Raw genomic sequence first — 26,416 nt, forward strand, 5'->3', positions numbered from 1 at the left:
ATTGCACATTATGAGGTCGTGATGGACAATTGGGACGAAGTCAGAACCGCGTATCAGGTGGCCCGTATGGGAACAGTCAGCGGCGCGGCCGAGGTTCTGGGCGTGCATCATGCAACGGTCATTCGCCACATCGACGCCATTGAGGCGCGCCTCGGAGTGAAGCTGTTCCAGCGTCATGCGCGGGGGTACACCCCGACCGAAGCGGGTGAGGACCTGTTGCGCGTGGCCCAAGCCACAGAAGATCAGTTCAACCAATTGGTTGGTCGCATGAAAGGGCGCGGCGATGACGTCTCGGGCGAGTTGGTCGTAACCTCTCTGGCGTCGCTGGCCCCTCTGGTCGTGCCGACATTGACCGAGTTTCAGAAGTCACATCCGGGCCTGATCGTGCGCTATCTGACCGGGGATCGTCTGTTTCGACTGGAATATGGTGAGGCACATGTGGCCATTCGTGCCGGTGCCGCACCCGATCAACCAGACAACGTGGTACAGCCCTTTGTCGCGCAGGAAGTCGGGCTCTACGCTAGCAAGGATTATATCGCGCGGCGCGGCAAACCTTCGGGCGTCGAGGATTTTGGCAACCACGCCTTTGTTGGAAATGACGACGAAAACAGCCGTGCGCCATTTTCGCGCTGGCTGCGGGCAAATGCACCGGTTGAGGCGATGACCTTCCTGTGTTCCAACAACTTCACCTGTGGTGAAGCGGTTCTGGCCGGGGCAGGGATAGGCTTCATGGCCCGGTGGGAGGCCGCGCGCCATCCCGAACTCGAAGAGGTCATGGAGCCATTGCCGGAATGGTCCGGCAAGCTGTGGCTGGTGACCCATGTGGATCTGCATCGCACGACCAAGGTGCAGTCTTTCCTGCAATTCCTGAAGGACCAGTCCAAGGGCTGGCTGCCATGAGCCCACAAGCGCGTGGCCATCTGGCCATGCTGGTCTTCTCGGCCCTGGTCGCGGGCAGTTTCTCATTGGGGTCGATCATTGCCAATGAGATCGCCCCGGCGGCGCTGAATGCGGTGAGGTTCGGGATAGCAGCGGGTGTGATCGGCCTTGCCGCATTGGCCACCACCGGTTTGCCACGAAGCGCGGCGCAGGCGCCTTGGCGGTATCTTGTGCTTGGCGGGCTGTTCGCCACCTATTTTGTGCTGATGTTCTACGGGCTGCAAACCGCCCCTCCGGTCAGTGCGGCTGCGGTATTTACCCTTACGCCCGTTATTGCCGCTTTCGCTGGGTGGGCGCTGTTGCGTCAAGTCACAACGCCCCGGATGGCACTGGCCTTGGTGGTCGGCGCGGCAGGTGCGCTTTGGGTGATCTTTCGCGCTGATTGGCAGGCGTTCCGGGCGTTCTCGATCGGAGGAGGTGAGATCATCTATTTCTGGGGCTGTGTCGCCCATGCGATCTACACCCCGATGGTGCGCAAATTGAACCGGGGCGAGCCGGCCGTGGTGTTCACCTTCGGCACGCTCGTCGCAGGGTGCCTGTTGCTGACCGGCTTTGGCTGGCGCGACATCCTTGCAACCGACTGGGCCAACCTTCCGGGTATCGTTTGGCTGGGCCTGTTCTACCTGTCCTTCTTTGCAACAGCTGTCAGTTTCGTGCTGGTGCAGTTCGCAGCTTTGCGCCTGCCCTCGGCCAAAGTGATGGCGTATACTTATCTCGTCCCAAGCTGGGTGATCCTGTGGGAGATCGCGCTGGGCAACGGCATCCCGACAGGCCTTATTCTTGGTGGGGTCGGGCTGACCATCCTCGCGCTTCTCATGCTCTTGAAAGACGAAGCGCCTGCTCCGCAAACAGCGCCGGAGTGACTCTTGTGCTTGATCCCAGCTGTGGCAGAATTCGACCATTGCACGAAAGGAACGCAAAAATGACCCGAGTTTTCGTGATTGGAACGGCCCTTTTCCTCTGTGCCTGTGCCCCGAGCGGCTCTGACAAGAAGGGATCAGATCTGCAGGCCAGTTGCGAGGCGCTGGTCTCGGCGGAAACAGGGGTGGCATCTGGCGATGTTCAGACGACCTCAACGCAGTCAGAGGCGACGGGAACTGTGGTGAGCGTCTCTGTGGCGGGTGCTGAAGCACCTTGGATTTGTCGGGCGGATGTGACCGGTGTGATTACCGATGTAGAGTACAGTCAGGAGGGGTAAACCGGCCGTTTCTAAGGGGTTGAGCCAGATCAAGGCCTCAAATTGCGGTGTCCTCTAATCTCAAACCTGGAGAGAGGAGGAATTCATGTACAATCACATCATGATCCCTGTCGACTTGCATATGCCGCCTGAGGTCCAGAAGGCAACTGCAGTCGCGGCAGAAATTGCCAAATGGCAGAGCGCCAAGGTTACTCTCGTCAGCGTGACGGGTATGCAGCCTGGCGAGGCCTTGCAAACGGATGAGGCGATTGCCGAAAGCCTATCGGCTCTGGCAGACGAGATCGGCAAACTAAGTGGCACCGAGGTTGAGACGCGCAATATCCACTCTGTCGATGTCGCCGCCGAAGTAGACGGGGATCTTGCGAAAGCCGCCGAAGAGATTGGCGCAGACCTGATCGTCGTCGGCACACATGCCCCCCGGATCACCGACTACATCTTCACGAGCCACGCCGGGAAACTGGCGCAGCATTCAAAAATGTCGGTCTTCGTGGTCAGATGACTTAAGGGTCGTCCCCCGACGGTAGCTCGACTTCCAAAAACCGTTCGAACGCGTCCAGATTGACGGGTTCGAACTGCCCGAAGCCCTGCATCCAGACCGAGGCCGCGCGCAGGGCGTCCGGCTCCAGCTTGCACCATTTCACCCGCCCACGTTTTTCCTGACTGATCAGCCCGGCTCGGGTCAGAATGACCAGATGTTTCGAGATCGCGGCCAATGACATCTCGAACGGTTCGGCCACATCGGTGACGGCCATGTCATCCTCCAGCAGCATCGCAAGGATGGTGCGGCGGGTTGGATCGGCCAAAGCGGCAAAAACAGTATCGAGGTCGTTTGACATGTCACGTTCCTAATACGCAGGAACCGGTTTGACAATTTGCAGCCCATTGCGATGCTGCGCCGTGACTTGCAAATGGGTGTCTCAATGCCGCTGAAATACTGGCTGGTGATCTGTATCCTCGGCATCGGCTGGGGCATGTCTTTCATGTTCAACGCCATTTTGCTGCGCGAACTCGGGCCGCTGTCCGTGTCCATGGGGCGGGTCGGGTTCGGAGCACTGGGATGCTGGATCTACGTGCTCGGCGCTCGTCTTAATGTACGCCTGTCAGTAACCCGCGCGATTGCCTTGCTGGGGTTTGGTGCGCTCAGCTATGCCGCGCCATTCGCGTTTTATGCGCTAGGCCAGCAGCATATCGGCGCGGGTGTAGCGGGTATCGTGAACGCAACGACGCCTGCCTTCGCGGTCATCGTCTCGCATTTCTGGCCAGGGGGTGAGCGGGCAACCTTCTTGAAGTCTCTGGGCGTGGTCTGTGGGTTCGCGGGAATTGTCGTGCTGTCGCTGCCGGTTCTGCACTCTGGGGCCGGTTCCCAGTTCTGGGCCATTTTGCTGATCCTGCTGGCTCCGGTATGCTATGCCTTCTCGGTCAACTTCGCGCGCGCGTTCCGGGATATGCAGCCCGTGGTTCTGGTGGCCTTGGCTCTGACCGGAGCAACACTGGCAATAACTCCGCTTGCCCTCTGGCAAGAGGGGTTGCCCCATGTCACCCGGTTTGAGACCTGGGCGTCACTGCTGATGATCGGATTTGTCCTGACCTCGGCAGCGTTCATCGTGTTCTATTGGTTGCTGCCCAAAGTGGGTCCGACGAACATTTCAACCGTTACCCTCATCGCGCCGGTCTCGGCGTTGGTTCTGGGAACGTGGGTGTTGCAAGAGGCCCTGCGCCCCGAGCATATGTTTGGTATGGCGGCGATCCTTGTCGGGCTGTTGCTGATCGATGGGCGCATTGTTCGGCGGATGCGCCAAGGCGCGGAAGTCAAAGATCAACCAAAGGGTTGAATATGGCATTTTAGGCGGATTGCCTGATTTTGGCCTTTGCCTGTCCAGTAGAGCGATTTTACCTAGGTGATTTAATAACTTAAAAACAGGTACTTATCCTGCGTCAATTCGGGCGCGCAAGCCCGTTGACTCTAAGCCCCTTGCCCCTTAGCACCTAGCCTCAAGACTGTACGAGGGAAACGCCCGTGACCGATGACGACCAAAAGCAGCGTATGGCGCAGCTTGAGGCCAAGATCGACGCGGCGAAAAAGGCGAAACAGCCCAAACCCCGTGCAGATGCTGACGTATCCGGAGGCGAGCTTGCCTGGAGGATGGTCATCGAAATGGTATCCGGTCTGGGGATCGGATTTGGCATCGGATACGGGCTGGACAGCCTGTTCGGGACAATCCCGATTTTTCTGGTGCTGTTCACATTGCTGGGTCTTGTCGCGGGCGTGAAGGTTATGCTCCGCAGCGCGAAAGAGGCCCAAGAGAAACAAATGGCGGCGACGGCTGCCGAGAAGGACGAGAGGGACTGAACGTGGCAACTGAGACCACCGCAGCAGAGGGCAGCAGCCTGGTATTCCACCCAATGGATCAGTTCATCGTCAAACCGCTGTTTGGAGACGGCGCTGTTGGCATGTTCACTATCACCAACGTGACCCTGTGGCTGTTCTTTGCGATCGTCGCGGTTGTTCTGCTGCTGGTTCTGCCCACATCGAAGCGCGCAATCGTTCCGACGCGTATGCAGTCGATCGCAGAGCTGACCTACGGTTTCGTCTACAAGATGCTGGAAGACATCTGCGGCAAGGAAGGCGTTAAGTTCTTCCCTTATGTCATGACCCTGTTCATGTTCATTGTCTGCGCCAACTTCCTGGGCCTGATCCCGACCTCGTTCACCACAACCTCGCATTTCGCGGTCACCATCCCGCTGGCGCTGGCTGTGTTCTTGACCGTAACTGTTCTGGGTTTTGTCAAAAACGGTGCCGCGTTCCTGGGTCTGTTCTGGGTTTCCAGCGCGCCTCTGGCACTGCGCCCGATCCTGGCGATCATCGAGCTGATCTCGTACTTCGTGCGCCCCGTCAGCCACTCCATTCGTCTTGCCGGTAACGTCATGGCTGGCCACGCAGTTATCAAGGTTTTCGCAGGCTTCGCTGCGGTTGCCGTGATCTCGCCCGTGTCCGTTCTGGCGATCACCGCAATGTATGGTCTTGAGGTCCTGGTGGCCTTCATTCAGGCCTACGTATTCACCATTCTGACCTGTGTTTATCTGAAAGATGCGCTGCATCCGTCGCACTAAGGTCCGAACACCCAACATCGAAACTTCCAATTCGTAAGGAGATACATCATGGAAGGCGATCTCGCACACATCGGCGCAGGCCTGGCAGCAATCGGTTCCGGCGCAGCCGCAATCGGGGTGGGCAACGTAGCAGGCAACTTCCTGGCCGGCGCCCTGCGCAACCCTTCGGCGGCTGCTTCGCAGACCGCAACACTCTTCATCGGTATCGCGTTCGCAGAAGCCCTGGGGATCTTCGCATTCCTGGTCTCGCTGCTGCTGATGTTCGCCGTATAATCTGCGGAACCTGATCCTTACGCGCAGGTGGGTCCAAGCCATAGCGGCCCACCTGTTGTAAAGACAAGTTTCCGACGGAGGATATCATGGCGACTGAACCCCTTACAGACGAGGTAGCTGGCTCGTGCGTCGACTCCTATGGCTCTGCCATCGGGATGCCGCAGCTCTGCTTCGATTGGTTCCCCAACCAGATTTTCTGGCTGGTCATTACGCTGGTCGTCATCTTTCTGGTCCTGTCCCGCGTGGCTCTGCCCCGCATCGCGGCAATCCTGGCTGAACGCCAGGGGACCATTACAAATGACCTGGCTGCGGCCGAAGATCTGAAGGCCAAGGCGGTCGAGGCCGAAGAGGCCTATAACAAGGCGCTGGCCGATGCCCGTTCTGAGGCTCAGCGTATCGCAGCGGAAGCCCGCGCCGAAATCCAGTCTGGTCTGGATGACGCGATTGCCAAAGCGGATGCGGAAATCGCTGCAAAGGCGGCTGAGTCGGAAAAGGCAATTGCCGACATCCGTGCCGGTGCGCTGGAAAGCATTCAAGTGGTTGCCAAGGATACGGCGGCCGAACTGGTGACAGCACTGGGCGGCGAGGCAGATGCCAAAGCCATCGACAGTGCCGTTGACGCGCAGATGAAAGGATAAGTGACATGCGGAACACTCTTGCCCTTATCCTGACCTTCGGCGCAGCCAGCCCCGCATTGGCAGCCAAAGGCCCGTTTTTCTCGCTGGGTAACACTGACTTTGTCGTTCTTCTGGGCTTCATCGTCTTCATCGCGGTTCTGTTCTACTTCAAGGTCCCCGGCATGATCGGTGGCGCCCTGGACAACCGTGCCGAGGGCATCAAGTCCGAGCTGGACGAAGCCCGCGCCTTGCATGAAGAAGCGCGCAGCCTGCTGGCCTCGTATGAGCGTAAGCAGCGTGAAGTGCAGACGCAGGCAGATGCCATCGTGGCTGCGGCCAAGGACGATGCGGCTCTGGCAGCGGAACAGGCCAAGGTCGATCTGGAAAAATCCATCGCACGCCGTTTGGCGGCCGCGCAGGATCAGATCGCTTCGGCTGAGGCTTCGGCCGTGAAGGAAGTTCGCGATCAGGCGATCTCGGTTGCGGTATCTGCTGCAAACGCCGTTCTGGCGAAACAGATGACTGCGACGCAGGCGAACAAGCTGATCGACGCGGCCATTGCTGATGTCGGTGAAAAGCTGCACTGATCCGGCTAGACATTGCACCAAGTAAGACTCTGCGCCCGAAAGCCATTGGCTTTCGGGTTTCCTTTATTGATAGTCTGAATATAGGCAGTTTTGCCATGAAATACCCGAAACAAAACCCGGCGGAGAATCGCTGTGACTGACGCAAAGCCTGCGATTTCCGATCCGGCCCCGATCTGCCTGTTCGCTTTTAATCGACCAGATCATACAGCGCGGACACTACGGGCGCTTGCGGCGTCACCATTGGCGGAGCGCACTGTGCTGACCGCGTATTTGGACGGTGCCCGCACGCAAGACGAAGAGCAACAGGTTGCAGAAACGCGCAAAGTGATCGAGGCGCAAACCGGTTTTGCGTCGGTGACTTTAAACGCGCGGGAAGAAAACGCCGGGTTGGCGCGGTCTATTCAGGACGGCGTAACAGCCACCATGCAAGCCTATGGCAAGGCCATTGTGGTTGAGGATGACGTTGTGACCTCTCCGGCTTTTCTGAGTTACATGAACCTTGCCCTTGACCGTTATAAGGATGAGCCACGGGTCTGGCACATCGCCGGCTATAACGAGGATATCGCGGAAAACCGGAATTTAAGAGGGGCAGCGTTGTGGCGTTTCATGAGTTGTTGGGGCTGGGGAAGTTGGGCTGATCGCTGGAGTAATTTCAGGCGTGATCCAGCGGTACTGATCGACCAGTTCTTGGATGAGGATATACGTCGTTTCAATCTAGACGGCGCCCATGATTTCTGGTCGCAGGTCCTTGGCAACGAACGTGGCGAACTAAAAACATGGGCTGTGTTCTGGTATGCCACGATTTTTCAGAACGAAGGTCTGTGCTTGTCTCCGCATTTTTCTTATGCGAAGAACATCGGCTTTGACGGGTCTGGTAGCCATGGTGTGGTTAACGATTCATATCTTCGCGAAAGTCTGAACCTCGATCCGGAGCCACCGTTTCCCGACATCATTGTCGAGGACGCAGACGCCCTGGCGAGGCTCAAGGCCTATTACACCCGACGTCCAGGATTGACGGAGAAACTGGCTCGGGAATGGCACAGGTTGCTCAGGAGAGTTTCAAAATGATCAAGTCGATTGTTCAAAAATTCAATCGTCGCAAGTATCGCAAGCATCGATTGCAATCGGTAAAGACGGCTCCCGGACTGAACCTCGTAACAATTGGCTCAGACTACGGGGCTTGGACGTTTCATGATGACGGGCAACTGCAGGGATCGACCATCGTCAGCGCCGGTCTGGGAGAAGATGCTTCCTTTGATGTGGAGTTCGCGCGCAAGTTTGGCGCTCGCGTCATTATTGCCGACCCAACGCCGCGTGCAGTTGCGCATTTCGAGGAGCTTAAAGAGCGCCTCGGAATGTCGCGCGAGCAGGGATATGCCGAAGGTGGATGCCAGCCAGTCGAAGCCTACGATTTGGAGGACGTCAAAGAGGGCCAATTGCATTTAGAACCCGTCGCGCTTTGGATCGAACACACGAACTTGCGGTTCTATCAACCAGCAAGCCCCGAGCATGTCTCTCACTCCATCGTCAACTTCCAGAATGACTATCGGACGGACACTGATTTCATCACGGTCGAAGCCTGCACTATGCGTGAGTTGCTCGAGCAGAACAAACTCGATCCAAACGATGTAGCGCTACTGAAAATGGATATCGAAGGGGCTGAAGTTGAAGTTCTTCAACAGCTTTTGGCTGACGGGTTGAGACCCCGGCAGATTTGTGTGGAATATGACGAACTCAACGTTCCGTGTAAGATAGCCTTTGAGCGAGTGGACAAGGCAGATGCTGCCCTTTGCGCGGCAGGTTATCGTTGCGTTTACGGCAATGGGACCACGGACTACCTTTACTTGTTGTCTTAGTCGAGCAGCCGTTGCCAGTGCGTTCGTCAGGGATTTTTGATCTGAATTCAGGATCGAAGGTACTGCCCAGTTGGCCCACCGCTTAACAAAGATTTTACGTCGTCGTTTATTGCAATTGTTCAGAGATTGAAGATTGAAAACAATCAACCACATCAGTTTCAGTAGCAGCGAAGGCGGGGCTGCAATTGCGGCGCGGCGGCTGCATTTTGCTTGCCTTCAAGCCGGGTTGCAGTCGCAGATGACGGTTGCCAGTGGGGCGCCCGGGGTGGAAATTCATCGTTTTTCCGGGCGAAAGACTCTGCGTAGGGTGCTTCAACGCGAAATTGCGCGTCACCTGCGGCGCAAACAACAGGATCAAGTCGATGGGCTGGCGTCGCTTGGTGCGGTGGCTTCGGGGGTCGGTAAACATCTGAACGCACAGCCGCGTCAGATATTGAACCTCCACTGGATCAATTCGGATTTGATGTCGATTAGAGAGGTCGGGGCGTTGGTCCATCCGGTTGTCTGGACAATGCACGATATGTGGCCGTTCTGCGGAGCTGAACACTACACCGAAGGCCAGCGATGGCAGGACGGCTACGCCTCGCGTGACCGGGGGTTCGATCTGAACCGCTGGGTGTGGCAACGCAAAAAGCGCAATTGGCGGAGGCCCTTTCATGTTGTGACGCCAAGTCGCTGGTTGGGGGAATGCGTCTCGTCCAGTGCGCTGATGGAGGACTGGCCGGTACATGTTATCCCAAATGCCATCGATATCGATGTCTGGAAGCCGATGCACCGCAGTGAAGCCCGGCGTAAACTTGGTTTGCCAGACGATGCGCCGATCGTCGCGTTCGGAGCCATGGGCGGGGACAGCGATCCACGTAAAGGGTTCTCGCATCTGCGCGACTCATTGCTGGCTTTGCATGACTCGGGTAAATTTGTGCGCGTACTGGTGTTCGGGGCCGACACACACAGTGTTGATCTGCCTTTTCCTGTTCACTTCACCGGCTCTTTGACAGAACCTGCTGAACTGCGTCAAGTTTACGCCAGCTCCGACGTGTTTGCCTTGCCTTCTCGCCAGGACAACCTGCCGAATACGGGCGTAGAAGCGTTGTCCTGCGGTGTTCCCGTTGTCGGGTTCAACATTGGCGGCTTACCTGATCTGGTTCCAACCGAATCCTGCGGTCATCTCGCAACTCCGTTTGAAGCGGCGGAATTTGCGCTAGGATTGGCAAAAGTAATCGACCATCAGGCCGAGCACGAGGAACAGAAGATCAGCCCAATGGGGGCCGCAGCGCGCGCGCATGCTGAGGTGACGTATGCCGCCTCGGTGGTCGCGAGCCAATACGGGGCTCTCTACGATCGAATCTGGGAATCCAAAACCTGACGGACGATCTGGTGTAGCTCGCTATCTAGAGAAATTATTGTGTTCAAGCCGTTGCCGAGCGATCTTATCATTTCGTTCTGCCTTTTGCTGATCCTTCATACAGCGCTCGACGAAATCCAAATGCAGTTCCACCGCCAAACGCGCTTCGGCAGGGTTGCGCGCTTGTAACGCGGCGTTAATCGTCCGGTGTTGGTCGAGGATGGCTTCGCGGGTTGCGCGTTGCTGGAACATCATCTGGCGGTTGTAGAACACGCCCTGACGTAGAAGGTCATACATCGACCGCATCATGTGGAGCATGATCACATTGTGGCTGGCCTCGATGATTGCCATGTGGAAGTCCGCGTCCAGTTGCGCCTCATCTTGGGTGGCGTTGCGGTCATGGGCGGCCTCCATCCGGTCAAAGATCGCCTGAACGACCTTCAGATCACTGGTCGATCCCAGACGCGCGGCACGCTCGGCGGCCAGCCCCTCGAGGTCGCGGCGGAAAGAGAGGTAGTCGAACACTGCCTCTTCATGGCTGCCAAACAACTGGATCAGCGCTGGCGAAAAGGCAGATCCCAGCACCTCGGCTACGTAGATTCCTGAACCGGCTTTTGCGGTCAGCAAGCCTTGCTCCTGCAATTCGGCGATGGCGTCGCGTAGGGACGGGCGAGAGACACCCATCCGTTCGGCCAGTTCTCGCTCCGACGGCAATCTCTCGCCGGGGCGCAGGATGCCACGCAGGATCAGCAGCTCGATCTGCCGGACCACTGCAATCGATAGCTTCTCGGTCTGAATTTTCTGAAAGGGCATAGGGTCGTCCGAAATTGGTCAAAACATATGACCACAGGGCGCGTGCAGGTTCAAGAACAGCGCCTCACATCGTGTGAAACATTAGGTCAATATTATTGACTTTATTTGGCGTCCGCATAGGCTGCGCGCATTGAGATCGGAGGAGCCCAATGACCACACATCCGCTATTCGCCACTCGGACGCAGAACATGAAGGCATCCGAGATCAGGGAGTTGCTGAAACTCCTGGATCAGCCAGATATCATCTCATTCGCCGGTGGTATCCCCGATCCTGCCCTGTTTCCGGCGGACGCGTTTGCGCAGGCCTTTCAGGCAGCTCTTGGTCCGGACCGGCAGGCGCAAGCGCTGCAATATTCGGTGAGCGAAGGATATGCTCCGCTGCGCGAATGGTTGGTCGACCATATGGCCTCAATCGGAGTCGCGTGTGACATGGACAACATCCTGATCACTTCGGGCTCGCAGCAGGCGCTGGACTATTTGGGCAAGCTGTTCTTGTCTCCCGGCGATACCGCCTTGGTCGGCTGGCCGACCTATCTGGGTGCAATCTCCGCGTTCAATGCCTATGAGCCGCGTTTCGACCAGCTCAGCATTCCCGGCAATCAAGGGGCCGAGGAATATCGAAAGGCCGCAGGCGAGGGACGGGTCAAATTCGCGTATCTCTCGCCGGACTTTTCCAATCCCACGGGTGAAACTGTCGATCTGCGTGGGCGCGAGGCACTGCTGGATCTGGCCGAGGATCTGGACTGCGTGGTTATCGAAGATGGGGCCTATCAGGCGCTGCGCTATGACGGTGCGCCAATCCCTCCGATTCTGGCGCTGGAGCAAGCGCGGAAGGGGTCGATTGAGGGCTGTCGGACGATCTATTGCGGCAGCTTCTCGAAAACCCTGTCGCCGGGGTTGCGGGTTGGTTGGGTTGTGGCGGCCAAACCTATCATCTCGCAGCTGGTTCTGATGAAGCAGGCGGCGGATCTCCATTCGGCCACGATCAACCAGATGGCTGTGCATCAGGTGGCGCAGGCCTGTTTCGAAAGCCATATCCCAAAAGTGAGGCAGACCTATCGCGCGCGCCGCGATGCCATGTTGACGGCGTTGCAGGCCCATATGCCCGACGGTGTCTCCTGGACCAAACCCGAGGGTGGGATGTTCGTGTGGCTGACGCTGCCCGCCGGGACCAGCGGTGCTGCGCTTTTGGCCCGAGCTCTGGACACGGTCAAAGTGGCCTTTGTTCCCGGTCAGGCGTTTTTCCCGGATGGCAGTGGTGAAAACACCCTTCGGCTGAGTTTCTCAAACTCCGATGAGGACACCATCCGCGAGGGCATTCGGCGCCTTGGGCAGGTGCTGCGTGCTGGCGGTCAGTAAGGCTTCGTTAACCATATCGCCGTTAGAACGGCAGCATGATGCGCTTACTTCCTATCCTGCTGCTGGCTGCCTGTTCGGGTGGCTCGCCTCATTTCCGTGATATGCCTGCGACGCGGGTTGCAGTGAATGGTAGTGTCTTTGACGTGCGTGTGCGCGGCCCATTGGCCGAGGCGGTGCGAGTGAACTCTCAATACGCGCCGCGGCTGGGGCCGGTTCGCGACCGGGCGGCGCTAGCCATGGCGCAGGTCTCGGGCTGTCCGTTGATGGATGTGTTGGGGGATGCGGCGGTGACGGTGGGCGTGTTGGGCTGTGATCAGGAACTTGGGGAAAAGCTGATCTTTGGTGCGCTGCTTTTGCGGCCCTATGAATGCGTCAACTACGGTTATTCCGGCAGTTCCGGCTATCAGGTCTTTGAGTGTACGCCCTATTAGCGCGCGCCGCATTGCGCGTGAAACTGCCAAGATGTTGTGGATAACTCGGGTCCATCGCCCATATCCTGCGCATATCCGTTGACTCGGCCCCAATCCGTTGCGCAGACTTCCCTGTATTAGGAATCATGGGACAGGCGGCCTTTGCGCTTTAGCAAACTCAAACTGACCGGCTTCAAAAGCTTTGTTGATCCGACCGATCTGATCATTGCGGACGGGTTGACCGGTGTGGTGGGTCCCAATGGCTGCGGCAAATCCAACCTTCTTGAAGCTCTGCGCTGGGTGATGGGCGAAAACCGTCCCAAATCCATGCGTGGCGGCGCGATGGAGGATGTGATTTTCGCCGGGGCGGCTACGCGACCTGCGCGCAACTTTGCCGAAGTGGTCCTGACCATGGACAACTCGGAACGTCTGGCGCCTTCGGGCTTCAATGACAGCGACCAGTTGGAGATCATCCGCCGCATTACCCGCGATGTCGGCAGCGCCTACAAGACCAATGGCAAGGACGTGCGCGCCCGCGATGTGCAGATGCTGTTCGCCGATGCCTCGACCGGGGCGCACTCGCCGGCACTGGTGGGTCAGAACCGCATTGCCGAGCTGATCAACGCCAAACCCCGCGCTCGACGCCGCATTCTGGAAGAGGCTGCCGGGATCTCAGGCCTCTATCAGCGGCGGCATGAGGCCGAGTTGAAGTTGAAAGGCACTGAGGCCAACCTGACCCGTGTCGATGATGTGTTGGAACAGTTGGGCGGCCAACTTGCGCAATTGGCGCGTCAGGCGCGTCAGGCCGCGCGCTACCGCGAGATCGGAGAACAGCTGCGGCAGGCCGAGGGGATGCTGCTTTATCGGCGATGGAAAGAGGCCGATATCGCCCGCCAGGTTGCCGAAGACAAGCTGCGCGACCGGATCACAGAGGCTTCACGCGCTGAAGCCGCTGCTCGAGAGGCCGCTGCCAAACGCGCGGAGATTGAGGAAACCTTACCGCCCCTTCGCGAAGAAGAGGCCATCGCCGCCGCCGTCCTGCAACGCCAGCAGGTACAGCGCGATCAACTCTCGGATCAGGAAACCCGCGCGCGCCAGACCATTGAGACGCTGACCAACCGCATCCAGCAACTCGGCAACGATATCGAACGCGAAACGGGCCTGAACCGCGATGCAGGCGAAATGATTGAGCGCCTCGAATGGGAAGCCCGCGAGCTGATCAAGGCTGCGGAAGGTCATGATGAAAAGGTTGCCGAGGCAGCTGAGGTGGCGCGCGAAGCGGCCTCGATCCTGCAGGAACGCGAAGACCACCTGTCTCAACAGACCGAGGATATGGCCCGCCTGGTCGCGCGCCACCAGTCGGCGCAGCGCTTGGTTGAAGACAGCCGCAAGACCCTAGCCCGGTCTGAGGGCGAAGAGGAGAAAGCGCGGCTGGCGGTGGACGAAGCCAAGTCTGCCCTGACGCGCGCGGATGAAGCTTTTGAAGCGGCGCAAGAAGGTGAAGAAGAGGCCCGGGAAGCCGCGGAAGCAGCCGAGGAAGCGCTGGCTGCCGCAGATGAGATGCGGACCGAGACGCAGGCGCGCGAGGCTGAGGCACGGGCCCAACGGTCCGAGGCCGAGGGTGAGTTGGGGGCCATCCGAGCCGAAACCACCGCGCTGGCCAAGCTGGTCGAACGAGACACCGCCGAAGGCGGGCAGGTGCTGGACCTGCTGCGCGTCGCGTCGGGCTTCGAAAAGGCGCTGGGTGCGGCTTTGGCCGACGATCTACGCGCGCCGTTGGTTGAGGGCGATGGGCCATCGGGTTGGGTTAAGGTCGCGGGCTACGACGCGGATCAGCCTCTGCCAGAAGGGGCCGAACCTTTGGCGCTGCATGTGTCAGGGCCGGATCGCCTCAGCCGCCGGATCGCGCAGATCGGCTTGGTGGATGCAGAGCTAGGCGCGCGGTTGCAGGCGTCATTGAAACCGGGGCAACGGCTGGTGTCGCGTTCGGGTGATCTGTGGCGCTGGGACGGATTCCGCGCCTGGGCCGAAGATGCCCCCAGCGCTGCCGCCCTGCGATTGGAGCAGCTGAACAAGCTGGAAGCCTTGAAACAGGAACTCGCCCGCACCGAGGCGCAGGCCGAAGGCGCCCGCGCCGCGCATGAGGCCCTGTCGCAGCAATTGGCCGATGTCACCGAAGCCGACCGCCGTGCGCGCGAAGCCCGCCGCGCTGCGGATCAGCGGATGGCCGAAACCGCCCGTGCCCTGTCGCGCGCCGAGGCGGATCGCAATCTGGCGCAGGGCAAGCTGGAAACTCTGACCTTGTCTGTGGATCGCCACAAGGACGACGCCATGTCCGCCCGCGCGCAACTGCGTGAGGCCGAAGCCGCGCTGGCCGAACTGGGCGACCTCGACAGTGCCCGCGCGCAGGTCGAAGACATCAAGCAAACGGTCGAAGCCGCGCGGATCACCATGCTGACCCACCGCTCGACCCATGATGAACTGCGCCGCGAAGGCGAGGCTCGGACACGTCGCAGCCAGGAGGTGACGAAAGACCTCAGCGGGTGGAAGCACCGGTTGGAGACCGCCGAAAAGCGGGTTTCCGAACTGGCCGACCGCAAGGAGGGGTCCGAGGAGGAACTCTCCGAGGCCATGGCCGCCCCCGCAGAAATCGCCGAAGCGCGGGAAGAGCTGAACGAGTTGATCGAAGCCGCCGAAGCCCGCCGGGCCGAGGCCGCCGACAAGCTGGCTCAGGCGGAAACCCAGCAGCGAGAAGTGGTTCTGGCCGAGCGCGAAGCCGAACGTCTGGCCTCGGAGGCGCGCGAAACCCGTGCGGCGGCCGAGGCGCGCTGTGATGCGGCTAAGGAAAGCGTAACCGCGGCGGCGGAACGGATTGCCGAGGATCAGCAGCTGACCCCGAACCAGCTACTGAACCAGTTGGACGTGAACCCGGATCAGATGCCCGCCGCCGACGCGCTTGAGGCAGAGGTCAACCGCCACAAACGTCAACGTGACGCGATGGGCGCGATCAACCTGCGGGCAGAAGAAGACAGCAAGGAAGTACAGGAAGAGTTCGATACTCTGAACGGTGAAAAGGCCGATCTGGAAGAGGCGATCAAGGCTCTGCGTAGCGGCATCGCCAGTCTCAACCGTGAAGGGCGTGAGCGACTGCTGACCGCGTTTGAACAGGTGAATTCGAACTTCGCCATGCTGTTCAAGCACCTGTTTGGCGGCGGCGAGGCCAATCTGGTCATGGTGGAAAGCGATGACCCGCTGGATGCCGGGCTTGAGATCATGTGCCAGCCGCCGGGCAAGAAGCTCTCGACCCTCAGCCTATTGTCGGGCGGTGAGCAGACTCTGACCGCGACCGCGCTGATCTTTGGCGTCTTCCTCGCAAATCCGGCCCCCATCTGCGTGCTGGATGAGGTCGATGCGCCGCTGGACGACGCCAACGTCACCCGGTTCTGCGACCTGCTGGACGAGATGTGCCGCCAGACCGACACACGGTTCCTGATTATCACCCACCACGCGGTGACCATGGCTCGGATGGATCGGCTGTTCGGCGTCACGATGCAGGAACAGGGCGTCAGCCAACTGGTCTCGGTCGATTTGAAAAAAGCCGAGCAGATGGTCGCCTGACCCCCTCACTGCAACGTTATACCTGTTTCACGCCGCTTCGGGCTAGGGTGGCCGCATGATACGTTTTCTATTGCTCGCCCTGCTATCCGCCAGCCCGCTTTCTGCCGCCGAATGGGCCTTAAAGCCCGGAGACGTGCCTTTGACCTTTGAAGAGCTGAACGGCTTGGCTGGCCGGACTTTGACCTTTTTTGACGACGGTCAGTCCAAATACTCGGCCGGAGGGGCCTATTCCTACACCTACGCCAGCGGAGAATCCGCCTTTGGCACCTATTCCATTGCCGAGGATGGCAGCGTTTGTATCGCCTATCACAACGGGTTCAGCCGGTGCGATCTCTATGTGCGCAGTGGCGATCGGTTGATTCTGATCGATCAAAAAGGCGATCGGTATCCGATCAGACCCGAAGCGCGATAGCTGTCTGCCGCTACTCACGCGCGATCAGACGATCGGAATCCTCAACTCCTGACCGGGGAAGATCACATTCGGGTCGCTGATAAAATGCGCGTTTGCCCGTTGGATCACCGACACCTGTCCGGCATTGCCGTATTGCGATACAGAGATCGCCGTCAGCGTATCTCCGGGCGCGACGGTGTAGTTCCGATACCCGACATATCCCGGCAGAATGCGCGGACCGAAAAAGATCGGAACATGGACGGTCGGAATCCCGCCCTCCCCACCGGCGCTGTCATCCTTGACCGTCAGGATCAGACGGTCGAGTTGGAAATTCGGATTGTCAGGGACTTCCAGCGTGGCCTGAAACTGGCGAAGCGCAATTGCCCCAGCCGTCGCGGCTCCATTGAATTCCACATGACCTTCGGTGACCGAGATCGAAAGATGGCCTTCAAAGCCAACGGCGTTGCCTGCGATCATGATTGTCTGGCCGACGATGTCGAAGGGTTGGGGCTGAAGTATTTCAATATTCATCAATGAACTCCTTCGCAATGGATAGGGAATCATACCCCGAACAGGTTCCCGCACAAAATCAGACCGGTGGAAAATAGCCCATCACGCGCCTCGGCTGACGTTCTGTTCAGTCAGCAGGGGCGCGGGCATTCTAAAGTCTGTCTAGTAGGTCAGGCGTAGGCCAGGCGTCCGCAGGCAGCCCCAATCGTTTCTGCTCGGCCTGCACTGCTGCTCGGGTGCCAGCCCCAAGAATCCCGTCGATTTTGCCCACGTCATAGCCACGCTCCTGCAGCTTGCTCTGCAACTGCTTCATCTGCGCACCGTTCAGGCCCGTCTCGGGATTGCCCGCGTTGTAAATTTGCGCACCCTCTAGCCGTGTTCCGAAATAGGCGGCGGTCAAGACGTAGACAAAGCTTTGGTTCCATTCGAAATAGACGTCGAAATTCGGGTAGGCCAGAAAGGCCGGCCCCTTGTGGCCCTGCGGCAGGATCAGTGAGGCAGGCAGGTTGGCCAACGAACCGCTGCGGGCCTGAAGACCCATCGCTTGCCAGTCAGAGACGGAACGCGGTTTGCCCGGCCCTGACAGAGACCAATCCATTTGCGCGGGTACTGTCACCTCTTGCAGCCAGGGTTGGCCCGGTTGCCAACCCAGATGGGACAACATCTTACCCCCCGACATCAGCGCATCCGGGGCCGAGGTTTTTAGTGAGACGTTGCCGTCCCCATCCCCATCCACGCCGTTTTCCAGTATGTCGCGGGGCAGCATCTGGACCATGCCGATTTCTCCGGCCCAGGCGCCAGTAGTGCGGGCAGGGTCGAAATTGCCCTGACTGTACAGCTCGATCGCAGCGAAGATCTGGGGCCGGAACAGCTCGGGGCGGCGGCAATCATGGGCTAGGGTCACCAGCGCGTTGCGGGTGTTGAAGTCACCCTGAAACGCGCCGTAGTCGGTCTCGAACGCCCAGAAGGCCAGCAGGACCCCGCGTGAGATGCCATATTCGCGTTCGATCCGGTCGAAGACCGCGTCGTATTTCTGCGACATAGCCTTGCCCCGGTCGATCCGGTTCTGCGAGATCAGACGGCGCGAAAAGTCGATGAAGGGTTTCTGGAACACGCCCTGCGCGCGGTCGGCTCTCAGAACGGCGTTGTCCTGCTGGACGCCCTTGAAGAAAGCATCGACAGTCGGTTTGTCGAACCCCTGTTGGACGGCCTCGGCCTTCAGACCCTTGACGAACGAATTGAATCCTCCGCCGCATTGCGCAAAGGCGGGTGAGGTCATCAGGGCGGCGGCGAAAAGGCCGGACAGAAAGCGCATGGGGCGTCCTCTAGAAGATCACGTTGATCCCAACCCACACCGAGACGAGGCCAAGCGCAAGCCCCCAGACGCGCCAGAGCATGTCGCATGCGCGGAAAACCTCTTCCGCGCCGATTTCACGGCGCGCATCGCCATTGACCCAGGCCAGGTAGCGCAACTGTCCGTCATAGCTGCGCGGCCCTGCCAGTGCGACGTCGAGCGCGCGGGCCATGGCGGCCTCGGGCCAGCCTGCATTGGGCGAGATATGGCGGTGGGCATCCTGCAGGATATCGTTCCAACGTGCCCATCGACCTGACAGCGCCACGATCATCAAGCAGGTCAGGCGCGCAGGGATCAGGTTCAGCAGGTCGTCGAACCGGGCCGAGGCCCAGCCAAAATCGCGGTGTTTCTCGGTGCGGTAGCCGATCATGCTGTCAGCGGTATTCACAGCCTTGTAGACCAACAGCCCTGGTAGACCCGCCACCAGAAACCAGAAAGCGGGCGCGATAACGCCGTCGCTGAGATTCTCGGCCGCGCTTTCGATCGCGGACCGGGCGACCTGTTCCTCGGTCATGTCGCGCGTATCGCGCGAGACGATCATGGCCACCTGTGCGCGCCCCTCGGAAAGCGAGGCGCTTAGCCCGTCGCCGACAGCGCGGACATGGGTCACAAGCGACTTCTGCGCCAACAGGATCGCACAGACCAGAATCTCAACAACTCCGCCCAGCTGTGCCAGTACCCAGCCGACACCTAGGGCGACCACGACCAGCAGGATCAGAGTGCAGACACCCTTGGCGCGCCGCGCCGCGCCGCGGTTCAGCCGTCTGTCTAGCCATCCAATGGCATTGCCGATCACCACCGCAGGGTGCCGGATGCGGGACCAGAGCCAGTCCGGCTCGCCAAATACCGCGTCCAGACACATGGCGCAGACCAACAGAAAGGGGATGCTCACAGCGCGGCCTCCAGCCGATCCCACCCGTGTGCAGGAGGGAGGCCAAGGCGCAGAAAACGTTCGGAGTAGGGGAAGATGCGGCTCCAGATAAGTGCCTGCGCCAAACGGTCTTGCCAGAGGGCTGCATCATCGACCTCGTAGAGGCGGAACAGGCTTGTGCCTCCGACCAGCCGCGCGCCTTTATCAATAACCATGGCGTCCAGCCGGGTGGCCTCTTCCTCCAGACGCACGCGGGTCTCGCTCGCCCAATCCGTGTCCTGCAGGGCTTTTGTTCCGACCCGCAAAGCAGGACCCGAGACAGCCCACGGGCCGGTCAGGTCGTTCAGTCTGGCAATCAGTTCCGATGCACCGATGGCAAAGCCCAGCCGCATCCCGGCCAGCCCCCAGAACTTACCAAAGCTTTTCAGAACGATCACGCCGGGCTGTCCAGCTAGATGGATCAATGAGGCACCGGGCATCACGTCGCAAAAGCTTTCGTCGATGATCGTCAAAGGCGCGGTGGCGTCGCTGGCCTGCCACACCCGGCCATCCGGGTTGTTCGGGTGTACAATCACCCGCGCATCAGCAGGACCGCTTCCCTGCACCGACCAGCCTTGAGCACGAAAGGCAGCGGCATGCTCATTATAGGTGGGCATCGTGATCTGTAACCGGCCTTGCGCCGCCAGTGGGGGAATGCGCGCGATTAGAGCCGAAGCTCCGGGCGCGGGCAGGATCGCCGCCTCCGCCGGGACATTCCAGAATTTGCGGGCGGCTATGCTGAGCCGCTCGAACGCCCCATGATCGGGCAGTTCGGTCCAATCCGAGGGGTGCAGCCCTGCGATCGGGTAGGGATGCGGGTTGATGCCGGTGGACAGGTCGATCCAATCGCTGCGTGCGCCGCCATATTGCGCGATGGCCCCATCCAAACCGCCACCATGGTCACGTTTCGCACGAGGATTCAATTCGGTATCGTTCATCCCACCGCATGTCCCAAATGACGTATTCGCCCCGCTTCAAGCGGATTTTCGCCGTTTTGACAAGCAAATCCGGGTGATCAGGGCCGTCAGTAGGCAGAGTTAACACTTTGTTAAGGAAATGACGTGATCACGGGACTTGGGGGTCGGCACCACTCACCACACCAAGTGCCGAGGTTGTAGTATGAAAGTTTTGATTGTTGAGAGTAACCCCGATCTGGGTCGGGTCTGGAAAAGGCATCTTGAACGACAAGGTGCCGAGGTGACGCTTGTGGCCGGGCAAGAGGCCGCGATACTGGCGCTCTATGGCTCGGAGTTCGAGATCATCGTGCTGGATCTGGTTCTGGAAACCGGCAGCGCTTTGGCCGTGGCTGATTTCGCCAGCTACCGTCGTCCTGATGCACGGGTAATTTTTGTCACCAACACCACCTTCTTCTCGGACGGGTCAATCTTTGCACACAGTCCCAATGCCTGCGCCTATGTGCAAAGCGGCACCCCGCCCGAGGATCTGGCGGCGATGGTGGAACACTACGCAGCGGGGCGCTGATTCCGTCCGTGCGGTTCAAGATAGTCAAGCGTCGGGTTCACCGGGATGATCCGATGCGGATTAATGCTGTCGTGACTGTAGTGATAGTGCCGCACGATATGGTTCATGTTCACGGTCTGCGCGACGCCGGGCCATTGATATAGCTCACGCGTATAGGCCCAGAGGTTGGGGTAGTCGATCAGCCGGCGTTTGTTGCACTTGAAGTGCAGGTGATAGACCGGATCGAACCGGATCAGCGTTGTGAACAAACGCCAGTCAGCCTCGGTCACGCGGTCGCCCATCAGGTATCGGTCCCGGGCCAGCCGGTCCTCGAGCCAATCCAGCGTCTCGAACAGTGGGTGGACGGCGGCGTCATATGCCTCTTGCGAGGTGGCAAAGCCGGATTTGTAGACACCATTATTGACGTCCGAATAGATCCGCGCGTTGATCTCTTCGATCTCGTTCCGCATTGCCTCGGGCCAGTAGTCATCGCAGTTGCCCGTGATCTCGTTGAAGGCCGAGTTGAACATGCGGATGATTTCCGAGCTTTCGTTCGAGACGATCGTCTCCTGCTGTTTGTCCCACAGGATCGGCACCGTAACCCGACCGGAATAGGCAGGGTCGGCCTTGGTGTAGACCTGATGGGCGTAGTCCAGGCCGTAAAGATCATCTCCGGTCGCGCCGTGATCATCGGTTTCAAAACTCCAGCCCTTGTCCAGCATGTCCGGATGCACCACCGAAACCGAGATCAGATCGGTCAACCCTTTGAGCTCCCGAAAGATCAGCGTCCGATGGGCCCAAGGACAGGCGTGACTGACATAGAGGTGATAGCGCCCCGGTTCGGCCTTGAAGCTACCTTTGCCGGACGCGCCAGCGCTGCCATCAGCCGTCAGCCAATTGCGGAATTGAGCGGCGCTGCGCTTGAATGCGCCGCCGGTGGATTTGGTGTCATACCAGGTGTCGTGCCAGGTTCCGTCGACCAACAGGCCCATGTTGCGTCCTCCGTATCTGAATTTCGGCAAAGATAGGGCGCAGAACCCGGCCTTCCTATGGCAGCCCGCGCGCATCCAGCCTGCACCTGCGCACATCACCGGCTTGAGATGTGGGCGCAACATCTGCGTGTGCTGTGATGTTATGTGGTCGGCTTCACTGGATTTTTACAGTTTTGCCTCCACAATAAGAGATATCGAAGGGGGGAAATTTGATGAGTACCTATGTTTCCAAGGAAATGAGCGCTGAGTTGGAGGCCGCGCGAATCGCCACTTTGAAAAAGACCAGCCGTTTGCGGGTGGAAATGGGCGACAATTACTTCAAAATTCTTAGATTGTGGAAGAATGGCTTTACAGTCGAGGCCGAGACCACGCCGCGTTTGCGCGGGTTAGTCGATATCCATGACGGCGCGAACCATTTATATCAATGCCTGATCGTCGCGGACGAGGAAGAGGCAGGCGAAATGCGTTATGAGTTCAAGCGCAACACCGCTGCTTCCGACAAGGCGCCGCTGGATTTCTACCGAGCGCCAGATGCTCCGATTGCCTTGCTGGGGCACGAGGATTGAAGCGTTTTGCGTTTTGCCTGAGGCTAGACCACCGAAAGGCGCGTTCGTCCGCAAGGAGAGGCCGCATATGTCGCCTCAAATCAAACGCAAAGCGATCTAGGGTCGAATTTCGACGGTTGTTCCGGTCGGCGTCAGGCTCCAAAGCCGGGCCATCTCTTCATTAGACAAAGCGATGCAGCCAAGCGTCCAGTCTCCGGGCAGGGTGAGGCCAACAACGCCGTTTGGTTGCCCGTGAATGAAGATGTCTCCGCCGGGGTCTATGCCCTGCTGCTGTGCGCGGGCGATGTCTTCGGGTTGCGGGTAGTCGATCCCAAGTGACAGGTGGAACGCACTGTTCGGGTTGCGCCGGTCGATGGTGAACACCCCGACGGGCGTTTTACCGTCGCCTTCCTGCTCCTTGTCTCCTTCCGGCGTGAAGCCCAGTGCGATCTCGCTCTGCAGTACGATGGCGCCGTCCAACATTGCGGTCAGACGGCGGGCAGATTTCTCGATCAGGATGTGGTCGATCTGAGCGGCGTCAGGCGCCATGGCAGGCGCGGGAGGGCGCGGCCCGTATCTCTGCCAGCCGAACCAGCCAAGGGCCGCGATCAGAAAGACCAGCGTGATCCGGGCCAGCAGGCGCATCTGCTATTGCAGATCCCCGAACGCCTGTTTGAGCCGCACGCAAGCTTCTTCGACGCGGGCGTGTTGGGTGGCAAGGTTGAAGCGTTCGAACGTCTCGCCGCCCGCACCAAAGCCGGGGCCTGACGAGGTCGCAATCCGCGCGTCCTGACGCAGGCGTCGAACAAACTCATCATGGCTCATCCCGGTGCCCGAGAAATCGACCCAGGCCAGATAGGTCGCCTGTAGGGGCATCGACCAAAGGCCGGGAATCTCGGCGATCGTGGTGTCAAATAGCCGGCGGTTTTTATCCAGATGCGCGACCTGAGCATCCACCCATTCCGCCCCTTCGGGCGTGTAGGCGGCGGTGATCATGGCCACGCCGAGGGCGCTTGGTTCATAGTCCAGTGTATCCAGCCGGTGGCGCATGGCCGCGCGCAGCTTCGGGTCGGGGATGATCATGTTGCCGGTGCGCTGTCCCGCAATGTTGAACGTCTTCGACGCTGCCGTAAGGGTCACGGTCCAAGGCCGCGCCTCGGGTGCTGCGACGTCCATCGGGACGAACTTCGCCCCTGGGTAAACCAGATCATGATGGATCTCATCCGAGACCAGAATCAGCCCGTTGCGCCCGGCGAATTCAGCCACCGAGCGCAGCTCGTCGGTCGTCCAAACCCGGCCCGACGGGTTTTGCGGCGAACACCACAGCAGCAGCTTTTCCGACCCGTCCAAGCGCGATTGCGCGTCGTCCAGATCAATCGCGTAGCTGTCACCCTCACGCACCAGCGGGCATTCCACCACGCGGCGTCCGGATTTGTTCACCTTATGGGCAAACTCATGGTAAACGGGCGTGAAAATCACAGCGCCATCGCCCGGTTCGCTCCAGACATCCAGACAAAGAGCGATTGCATTGCCCAAGCCCTGCGAGGTCAGCACCCAATCGGTGTCGATTTGCCAGTCATGGCGGGTTTGCATCCACCACTGAACCGAAGCCAGATATTCTGGGTGTTTCCACGAATAGCCAAAGACCCCATGTTCGGCTGCACGGCGCACCGCATCAATCACGCAAGGCGCGGTCTGATAGTCGGAATCTGCCGTCCACATCGCCAGCCCATCCTCGGGGGATACGCCGTAGAGTTGCTCCATCTTGTCCCATTTTGAGCTGTGGGTGCCGCGGCGGTCGGTTGGGGTATTGAAAGTCATGTCTGCTCCATCTGTCGAGGCGAAAGCTAACTACAAATCAGGCGGGTGCAAGGGGGGCGTTGCGGCGACGGGCGGGATGCCCTAAATCAGCCTCATGAAACGCACTATTCTGATCCATCCCGATCCTCGCCTGAAAAAGGTCTGCGCCCCGGTTGCCGATCTGTCAGATGATCTGCGCAAGCTGGCCGATGACATGCTTGAGACCATGTATGATGCGCCCGGCATTGGTCTGGCCGCGCCGCAGATCGGAGTGCTGGATCGCCTGATCGTTCTCGATTGCGTCAAGGAAGAAGGCGAGGCCCCTCGTCCGCTGGTCATGTTCAACCCCGAGATCATCGCCTCTTCGGATGAGACCAATGTATACGAGGAAGGCTGCCTGTCGATCCCGGATCAATATGCCGAGATCACGCGCCCGAAGGTCGTCGACGTGGCCTGGATGGACCAGAATGGCAGCGCACAGCAGGAGACCTTTGATGGGCTCTGGGCCACCTGCGTGCAGCATGAGATCGATCACTTGGATGGCAAGCTTTTCATCGACTACCTCAAGCCGCTGAAACGACAGATGATCACGCGCAAGATGCAAAAGCTCAAGCGCGAGAAGGCACGCACATGACCGTCCGCATCTGCCTGCCATGGCCGGACAAACGCTTGCGGACCAAGGCCGAGGATGTGCCCGAGATCACCGATGAGATCCGCGCCATCTGGGACGATATGATCGATACGATGGAGGCGATGCCGGGTGTAGGTCTCGCCGCGCCTCAGATCGGGGTGATGCTGCGTCTGGCCGTTGTCGATGGCTCGGCTGAGCGCGGTCGGGTGGTACGACTGGCGAACCCGGAAATCCTGCACAGCTCGATCGAGTTGCGCGAACATGATGAGGCCAGCCCGAATCTGCCGGGCGTGTCGGCCAAGGTAAAGCGCCCTCGGGCCGTGACGGTCAAATTCCTGAACGAACAGGGCATTATTGACCGCCGTGATTTTGTGGGGATCGAGGCCACCAGCGTGCAGCACCAGATCGACCATCTGAACGGCCGGATGTATTTCGACCGCCTCAGCAAGGTCAAACGCGACATGCTGCTGCGCAAAGCCAAGAAACAGGGGTAGGTCGGGCTTCAGACCGGCACCCGGAAATCGTACCGGAGCGGAACATGCGACTAATATTCATGGGCACGCCCGATTTCTCGGTCCCGGTATTGGACGCTTTGGTCGATGCGGGGCATGAGATCGCCGCCGTCTATTGCCAGCCTCCGCGCCCTGCTGGCCGGGGCAAGAAAGACCGCCCGACACCCGTGCATGCGCGGGCCGAGGCGTTGGGGCTAGAGGTCCGGCACCCAGTCTCGCTGAAATCGCCCGAAGAACTGGCAGCGTTTGCCGCCTTGAACGCGGATGTGGCGGTAGTTGTCGCCTACGGCCTGCTTCTTCCGCAAACCATTCTGGACGCACCCGAGCAGGGTTGCCTAAATATCCATGCCAGCCTGCTACCACGCTGGCGCGGGGCCGCGCCGATCCATCGCGCGATCATGTCGGGCGACGCGGAAACCGGCATCTGCATCATGCAGATGGAGGCGGGTCTGGACACGGGTCCCGTCCTGATGCGTCGGGCCACGCCGATTGAACCTGAGGAAACCACCGCGCTGCTGCACGACCGGCTCTCGACCATGGGGGCCGCGTTGATCACCGAGGCGCTGGCTCAATTGCCGGACCTCACCCCCCAGCCACAACCCGAAGAGGGCGTCACCTACGCCTCAAAAATCGACAAATCCGAGGCGCGGATCGACTGGACCCGCCCCGCGCTTGAGGTCGACCGCCAGATCCGGGGCCTTTCACCCTTTCCCGGCGCGTGGACCGAGATGGAGGGCGCGCGCCTCAAGCTGCTGGCTTCGCGCGTGGCCGAGGGGCAGGGCGCTCCGGGACAGGTCCTGACACCCGAATTGCATGTCGCCTGCGGGCAGGGCGCGGTTGAACTGTTGCGCTTGCAACGGGCAGGCAAAGGCGCGCAGGATAGGGAAACCTTTCTACGGGGCTGGCCCATCCCGGTCGGCACTCGCCTGACGTCGGAGTAGAGACAGATGTTCATGGTCCTGATGGGCACCGTCGTGATTGCCGGGATAGTCGGCTACCTCTCTGAGAAGACGGAATTCACCCATAATGGTTACCTGCAGTCCATCATCATCTGTGTCGGCGGAGCATTCCTGTTCTACTTCGTGCGCATCATGTTCGGTATCAGCTTTGGCCCGCCTGGGTTGGACGCGGTTCTATCCTCAATCGGTGCGTTGATCATCGTGCCGACCCATTGGAGGCGATGAC

The 26,416-nt window shown here is 59.6% G+C and carries 32 protein-coding genes; 23 read left to right on the plus strand and 9 right to left on the minus strand.

Annotated features, from left to right (window positions below; translation table 11 throughout):
- The first annotated feature begins 21 nt into the window (after positions 1-21).
- The 4 genes from ACR0I8_RS19500 to ACR0I8_RS19515 all read left to right on the plus strand — a co-directional run bounded on the left by ACR0I8_RS19500 (position 22) and on the right by ACR0I8_RS19515 (position 2,636).
- Positions 22-900, plus strand: coding sequence for a LysR family transcriptional regulator (locus tag ACR0I8_RS19500; protein ID WP_170692901.1), 879 nt, complete (start codon positions 22-24; stop codon positions 898-900).
- Positions 897-1,802: a DMT family transporter gene (locus ACR0I8_RS19505; RefSeq protein WP_170692899.1), complete on the plus strand. Its 906-nt coding sequence runs from the start codon at positions 897-899 to the stop codon at positions 1,800-1,802. The genes ACR0I8_RS19500 and ACR0I8_RS19505 overlap by 4 nt, the downstream gene beginning before the upstream one ends.
- A gap of 59 nt (positions 1,803-1,861) precedes the next feature.
- Positions 1,862-2,137: a hypothetical protein gene (locus tag ACR0I8_RS19510; protein WP_170692897.1), complete on the plus strand. Its 276-nt coding sequence runs from the start codon at positions 1,862-1,864 to the stop codon at positions 2,135-2,137.
- An 85-nt stretch (positions 2,138-2,222) separates the two neighbouring features.
- Entirely contained in the window at positions 2,223-2,636 is a 414-nt protein-coding gene (locus ACR0I8_RS19515) for a universal stress protein (protein WP_170681308.1), read from the plus strand.
- Position 2,637: 1 nt separating this feature from the next.
- Here ACR0I8_RS19515 and ACR0I8_RS19520 read toward each other — a convergent pair whose 3' ends face one another.
- A complete protein-coding gene (locus ACR0I8_RS19520; RefSeq protein ID WP_170556359.1) occupies positions 2,638-2,973 on the minus strand; it encodes a metalloregulator ArsR/SmtB family transcription factor in 336 nt (111 codons plus the stop codon).
- Between the two features lie 84 nt (positions 2,974-3,057).
- Here ACR0I8_RS19520 and ACR0I8_RS19525 point away from each other — a divergent pair, with 84 nt between their 5' ends.
- The 9 genes from ACR0I8_RS19525 to ACR0I8_RS19565 all read left to right on the plus strand — a co-directional run bounded on the left by ACR0I8_RS19525 (position 3,058) and on the right by ACR0I8_RS19565 (position 9,947).
- The gene (locus tag ACR0I8_RS19525; protein ID WP_170692952.1) at positions 3,058-3,969 is read left to right on the plus strand and encodes a DMT family transporter; all 912 of its coding nucleotides are present in this window, start codon (positions 3,058-3,060) and stop codon (positions 3,967-3,969) included.
- A gap of 185 nt (positions 3,970-4,154) precedes the next feature.
- On the plus strand, positions 4,155-4,487 hold the full coding sequence (locus ACR0I8_RS19530; protein WP_170692895.1) for an AtpZ/AtpI family protein: 333 nt from the start codon (positions 4,155-4,157) through the stop codon (positions 4,485-4,487).
- Positions 4,488-4,489: 2 nt separating this feature from the next.
- Complete coding sequence (locus ACR0I8_RS19535; RefSeq protein WP_170380481.1) at positions 4,490-5,248, plus strand: F0F1 ATP synthase subunit A; 759 nt, start codon at positions 4,490-4,492, stop codon at positions 5,246-5,248.
- A 48-nt stretch (positions 5,249-5,296) separates the two neighbouring features.
- On the plus strand, positions 5,297-5,521 hold the full coding sequence (locus ACR0I8_RS19540; protein ID WP_005981269.1) for a F0F1 ATP synthase subunit C: 225 nt from the start codon (positions 5,297-5,299) through the stop codon (positions 5,519-5,521).
- Positions 5,522-5,607: 86 nt separating this feature from the next.
- The gene (locus ACR0I8_RS19545) at positions 5,608-6,159 is read left to right on the plus strand and encodes a F0F1 ATP synthase subunit B' (RefSeq protein ID WP_170692893.1); all 552 of its coding nucleotides are present in this window, start codon (positions 5,608-5,610) and stop codon (positions 6,157-6,159) included.
- 5 nt (positions 6,160-6,164) lie between these two features.
- Positions 6,165-6,725 (plus strand): F0F1 ATP synthase subunit B, encoded by a 561-nt coding sequence (locus ACR0I8_RS19550; protein ID WP_170380479.1) that lies wholly within the window; start codon positions 6,165-6,167, stop codon positions 6,723-6,725.
- 132 nt (positions 6,726-6,857) lie between these two features.
- Positions 6,858-7,793 (plus strand): glycosyltransferase family protein, encoded by a 936-nt coding sequence (locus ACR0I8_RS19555; protein ID WP_170692891.1) that lies wholly within the window; start codon positions 6,858-6,860, stop codon positions 7,791-7,793.
- On the plus strand, positions 7,790-8,581 hold the full coding sequence (locus ACR0I8_RS19560; protein WP_170380477.1) for an FkbM family methyltransferase: 792 nt from the start codon (positions 7,790-7,792) through the stop codon (positions 8,579-8,581). Before ACR0I8_RS19555 ends, ACR0I8_RS19560 begins: the two co-directional genes overlap by 4 nt.
- Before the next feature lie 307 nt (positions 8,582-8,888).
- Positions 8,889-9,947: a glycosyltransferase gene (locus tag ACR0I8_RS19565; RefSeq protein WP_480703529.1), complete on the plus strand. Its 1,059-nt coding sequence runs from the start codon at positions 8,889-8,891 to the stop codon at positions 9,945-9,947.
- A 21-nt stretch (positions 9,948-9,968) separates the two neighbouring features.
- On the opposite strand, the gene ACR0I8_RS19570 is transcribed toward ACR0I8_RS19565, so the two are convergent.
- Positions 9,969-10,739, minus strand: coding sequence for an FCD domain-containing protein (locus ACR0I8_RS19570; protein WP_170380476.1), 771 nt, complete (start codon positions 10,737-10,739; stop codon positions 9,969-9,971).
- A gap of 149 nt (positions 10,740-10,888) precedes the next feature.
- On the opposite strand from ACR0I8_RS19570, the gene ACR0I8_RS19575 reads away from it, so the two are divergent.
- The 4 genes from ACR0I8_RS19575 to ACR0I8_RS19590 all read left to right on the plus strand — a co-directional run bounded on the left by ACR0I8_RS19575 (position 10,889) and on the right by ACR0I8_RS19590 (position 16,537).
- The gene (locus ACR0I8_RS19575; protein WP_170681292.1) at positions 10,889-12,097 is read left to right on the plus strand and encodes an aminotransferase-like domain-containing protein; all 1,209 of its coding nucleotides are present in this window, start codon (positions 10,889-10,891) and stop codon (positions 12,095-12,097) included.
- 35 nt (positions 12,098-12,132) lie between these two features.
- On the plus strand, positions 12,133-12,528 hold the full coding sequence (locus ACR0I8_RS19580) for a hypothetical protein (RefSeq protein WP_170692889.1): 396 nt from the start codon (positions 12,133-12,135) through the stop codon (positions 12,526-12,528).
- 141 nt (positions 12,529-12,669) lie between these two features.
- Positions 12,670-16,125, plus strand: a complete 3,456-nt coding sequence (locus tag ACR0I8_RS19585; protein WP_170692887.1) for an AAA family ATPase — start codon at positions 12,670-12,672, stop codon at positions 16,123-16,125.
- A 55-nt stretch (positions 16,126-16,180) separates the two neighbouring features.
- A complete protein-coding gene (locus tag ACR0I8_RS19590; RefSeq protein WP_170692885.1) occupies positions 16,181-16,537 on the plus strand; it encodes a hypothetical protein in 357 nt (118 codons plus the stop codon).
- A gap of 24 nt (positions 16,538-16,561) precedes the next feature.
- On the opposite strand, the gene ACR0I8_RS19595 is transcribed toward ACR0I8_RS19590, so the two are convergent.
- From ACR0I8_RS19595 to ACR0I8_RS19610, 4 genes are all read right to left on the minus strand, one after another.
- Entirely contained in the window at positions 16,562-17,047 is a 486-nt protein-coding gene (locus tag ACR0I8_RS19595) for a LysM peptidoglycan-binding domain-containing protein (protein ID WP_170692883.1), read from the minus strand.
- A gap of 130 nt (positions 17,048-17,177) precedes the next feature.
- A complete protein-coding gene (locus ACR0I8_RS19600) occupies positions 17,178-18,341 on the minus strand; it encodes a lytic murein transglycosylase (RefSeq protein ID WP_170692881.1) in 1,164 nt (387 codons plus the stop codon).
- Between the two features lie 10 nt (positions 18,342-18,351).
- Complete coding sequence (gene cbiB / locus ACR0I8_RS19605; RefSeq protein WP_170692879.1) at positions 18,352-19,272, minus strand: adenosylcobinamide-phosphate synthase CbiB; 921 nt, start codon at positions 19,270-19,272, stop codon at positions 18,352-18,354.
- Complete coding sequence (locus tag ACR0I8_RS19610; RefSeq protein WP_170692877.1) at positions 19,269-20,228, minus strand: threonine-phosphate decarboxylase; 960 nt, start codon at positions 20,226-20,228, stop codon at positions 19,269-19,271. The genes cbiB and ACR0I8_RS19610 overlap by 4 nt, the downstream gene beginning before the upstream one ends.
- A 181-nt stretch (positions 20,229-20,409) precedes the next feature.
- Here ACR0I8_RS19610 and ACR0I8_RS19615 point away from each other — a divergent pair, with 181 nt between their 5' ends.
- Positions 20,410-20,772: a hypothetical protein gene (locus ACR0I8_RS19615; protein WP_170380467.1), complete on the plus strand. Its 363-nt coding sequence runs from the start codon at positions 20,410-20,412 to the stop codon at positions 20,770-20,772.
- On the opposite strand, the gene ACR0I8_RS19620 is transcribed toward ACR0I8_RS19615, so the two are convergent.
- Positions 20,754-21,743: a glutathione S-transferase family protein gene (locus ACR0I8_RS19620; protein ID WP_170692948.1), complete on the minus strand. Its 990-nt coding sequence runs from the start codon at positions 21,741-21,743 to the stop codon at positions 20,754-20,756. The genes ACR0I8_RS19615 and ACR0I8_RS19620 overlap by 19 nt on opposite strands.
- Before the next feature lie 212 nt (positions 21,744-21,955).
- On the opposite strand from ACR0I8_RS19620, the gene ACR0I8_RS19625 reads away from it, so the two are divergent.
- Positions 21,956-22,309 carry a hypothetical protein gene (locus ACR0I8_RS19625; RefSeq protein WP_170380466.1) on the plus strand — a complete coding sequence of 118 codons (354 nt, stop codon included), beginning with the start codon at positions 21,956-21,958 and terminating at the stop codon, positions 22,307-22,309.
- 96 nt (positions 22,310-22,405) lie between these two features.
- Here the strand turns inward: ACR0I8_RS19625 and ACR0I8_RS19630 are convergent, their stop codons facing one another.
- Together ACR0I8_RS19630 and ACR0I8_RS19635 are read right to left on the minus strand one after the other, a co-directional pair.
- A complete protein-coding gene (locus tag ACR0I8_RS19630; RefSeq protein WP_170692875.1) occupies positions 22,406-22,933 on the minus strand; it encodes a L,D-transpeptidase family protein in 528 nt (175 codons plus the stop codon).
- 3 nt (positions 22,934-22,936) lie between these two features.
- The gene (locus ACR0I8_RS19635) at positions 22,937-24,109 is read right to left on the minus strand and encodes a PatB family C-S lyase (RefSeq protein WP_170692873.1); all 1,173 of its coding nucleotides are present in this window, start codon (positions 24,107-24,109) and stop codon (positions 22,937-22,939) included.
- A 94-nt stretch (positions 24,110-24,203) separates the two neighbouring features.
- Here ACR0I8_RS19635 and def (ACR0I8_RS19640) point away from each other — a divergent pair, with 94 nt between their 5' ends.
- From def (ACR0I8_RS19640) to ACR0I8_RS19655, 4 genes are read left to right on the plus strand one after another with little or no spacing between them, the layout of a single operon-like run.
- Entirely contained in the window at positions 24,204-24,722 is a 519-nt protein-coding gene (gene def / locus ACR0I8_RS19640) for a peptide deformylase (protein WP_170692871.1), read from the plus strand.
- Positions 24,719-25,213 carry a peptide deformylase gene (gene def, locus ACR0I8_RS19645; protein WP_170692869.1) on the plus strand — a complete coding sequence of 165 codons (495 nt, stop codon included), beginning with the start codon at positions 24,719-24,721 and terminating at the stop codon, positions 25,211-25,213. Before def (ACR0I8_RS19640) ends, def (ACR0I8_RS19645) begins: the two co-directional genes overlap by 4 nt.
- A gap of 44 nt (positions 25,214-25,257) precedes the next feature.
- On the plus strand, positions 25,258-26,172 hold the full coding sequence (fmt, locus tag ACR0I8_RS19650; protein ID WP_170692867.1) for a methionyl-tRNA formyltransferase: 915 nt from the start codon (positions 25,258-25,260) through the stop codon (positions 26,170-26,172).
- Positions 26,173-26,178: 6 nt separating this feature from the next.
- The gene (locus ACR0I8_RS19655; protein ID WP_170380460.1) at positions 26,179-26,415 is read left to right on the plus strand and encodes a hypothetical protein; all 237 of its coding nucleotides are present in this window, start codon (positions 26,179-26,181) and stop codon (positions 26,413-26,415) included.
- Position 26,416 lies beyond the last annotated feature (1 nt).

It is taken from the genome of Ruegeria sp. BG9 (assembly GCF_056538305.1).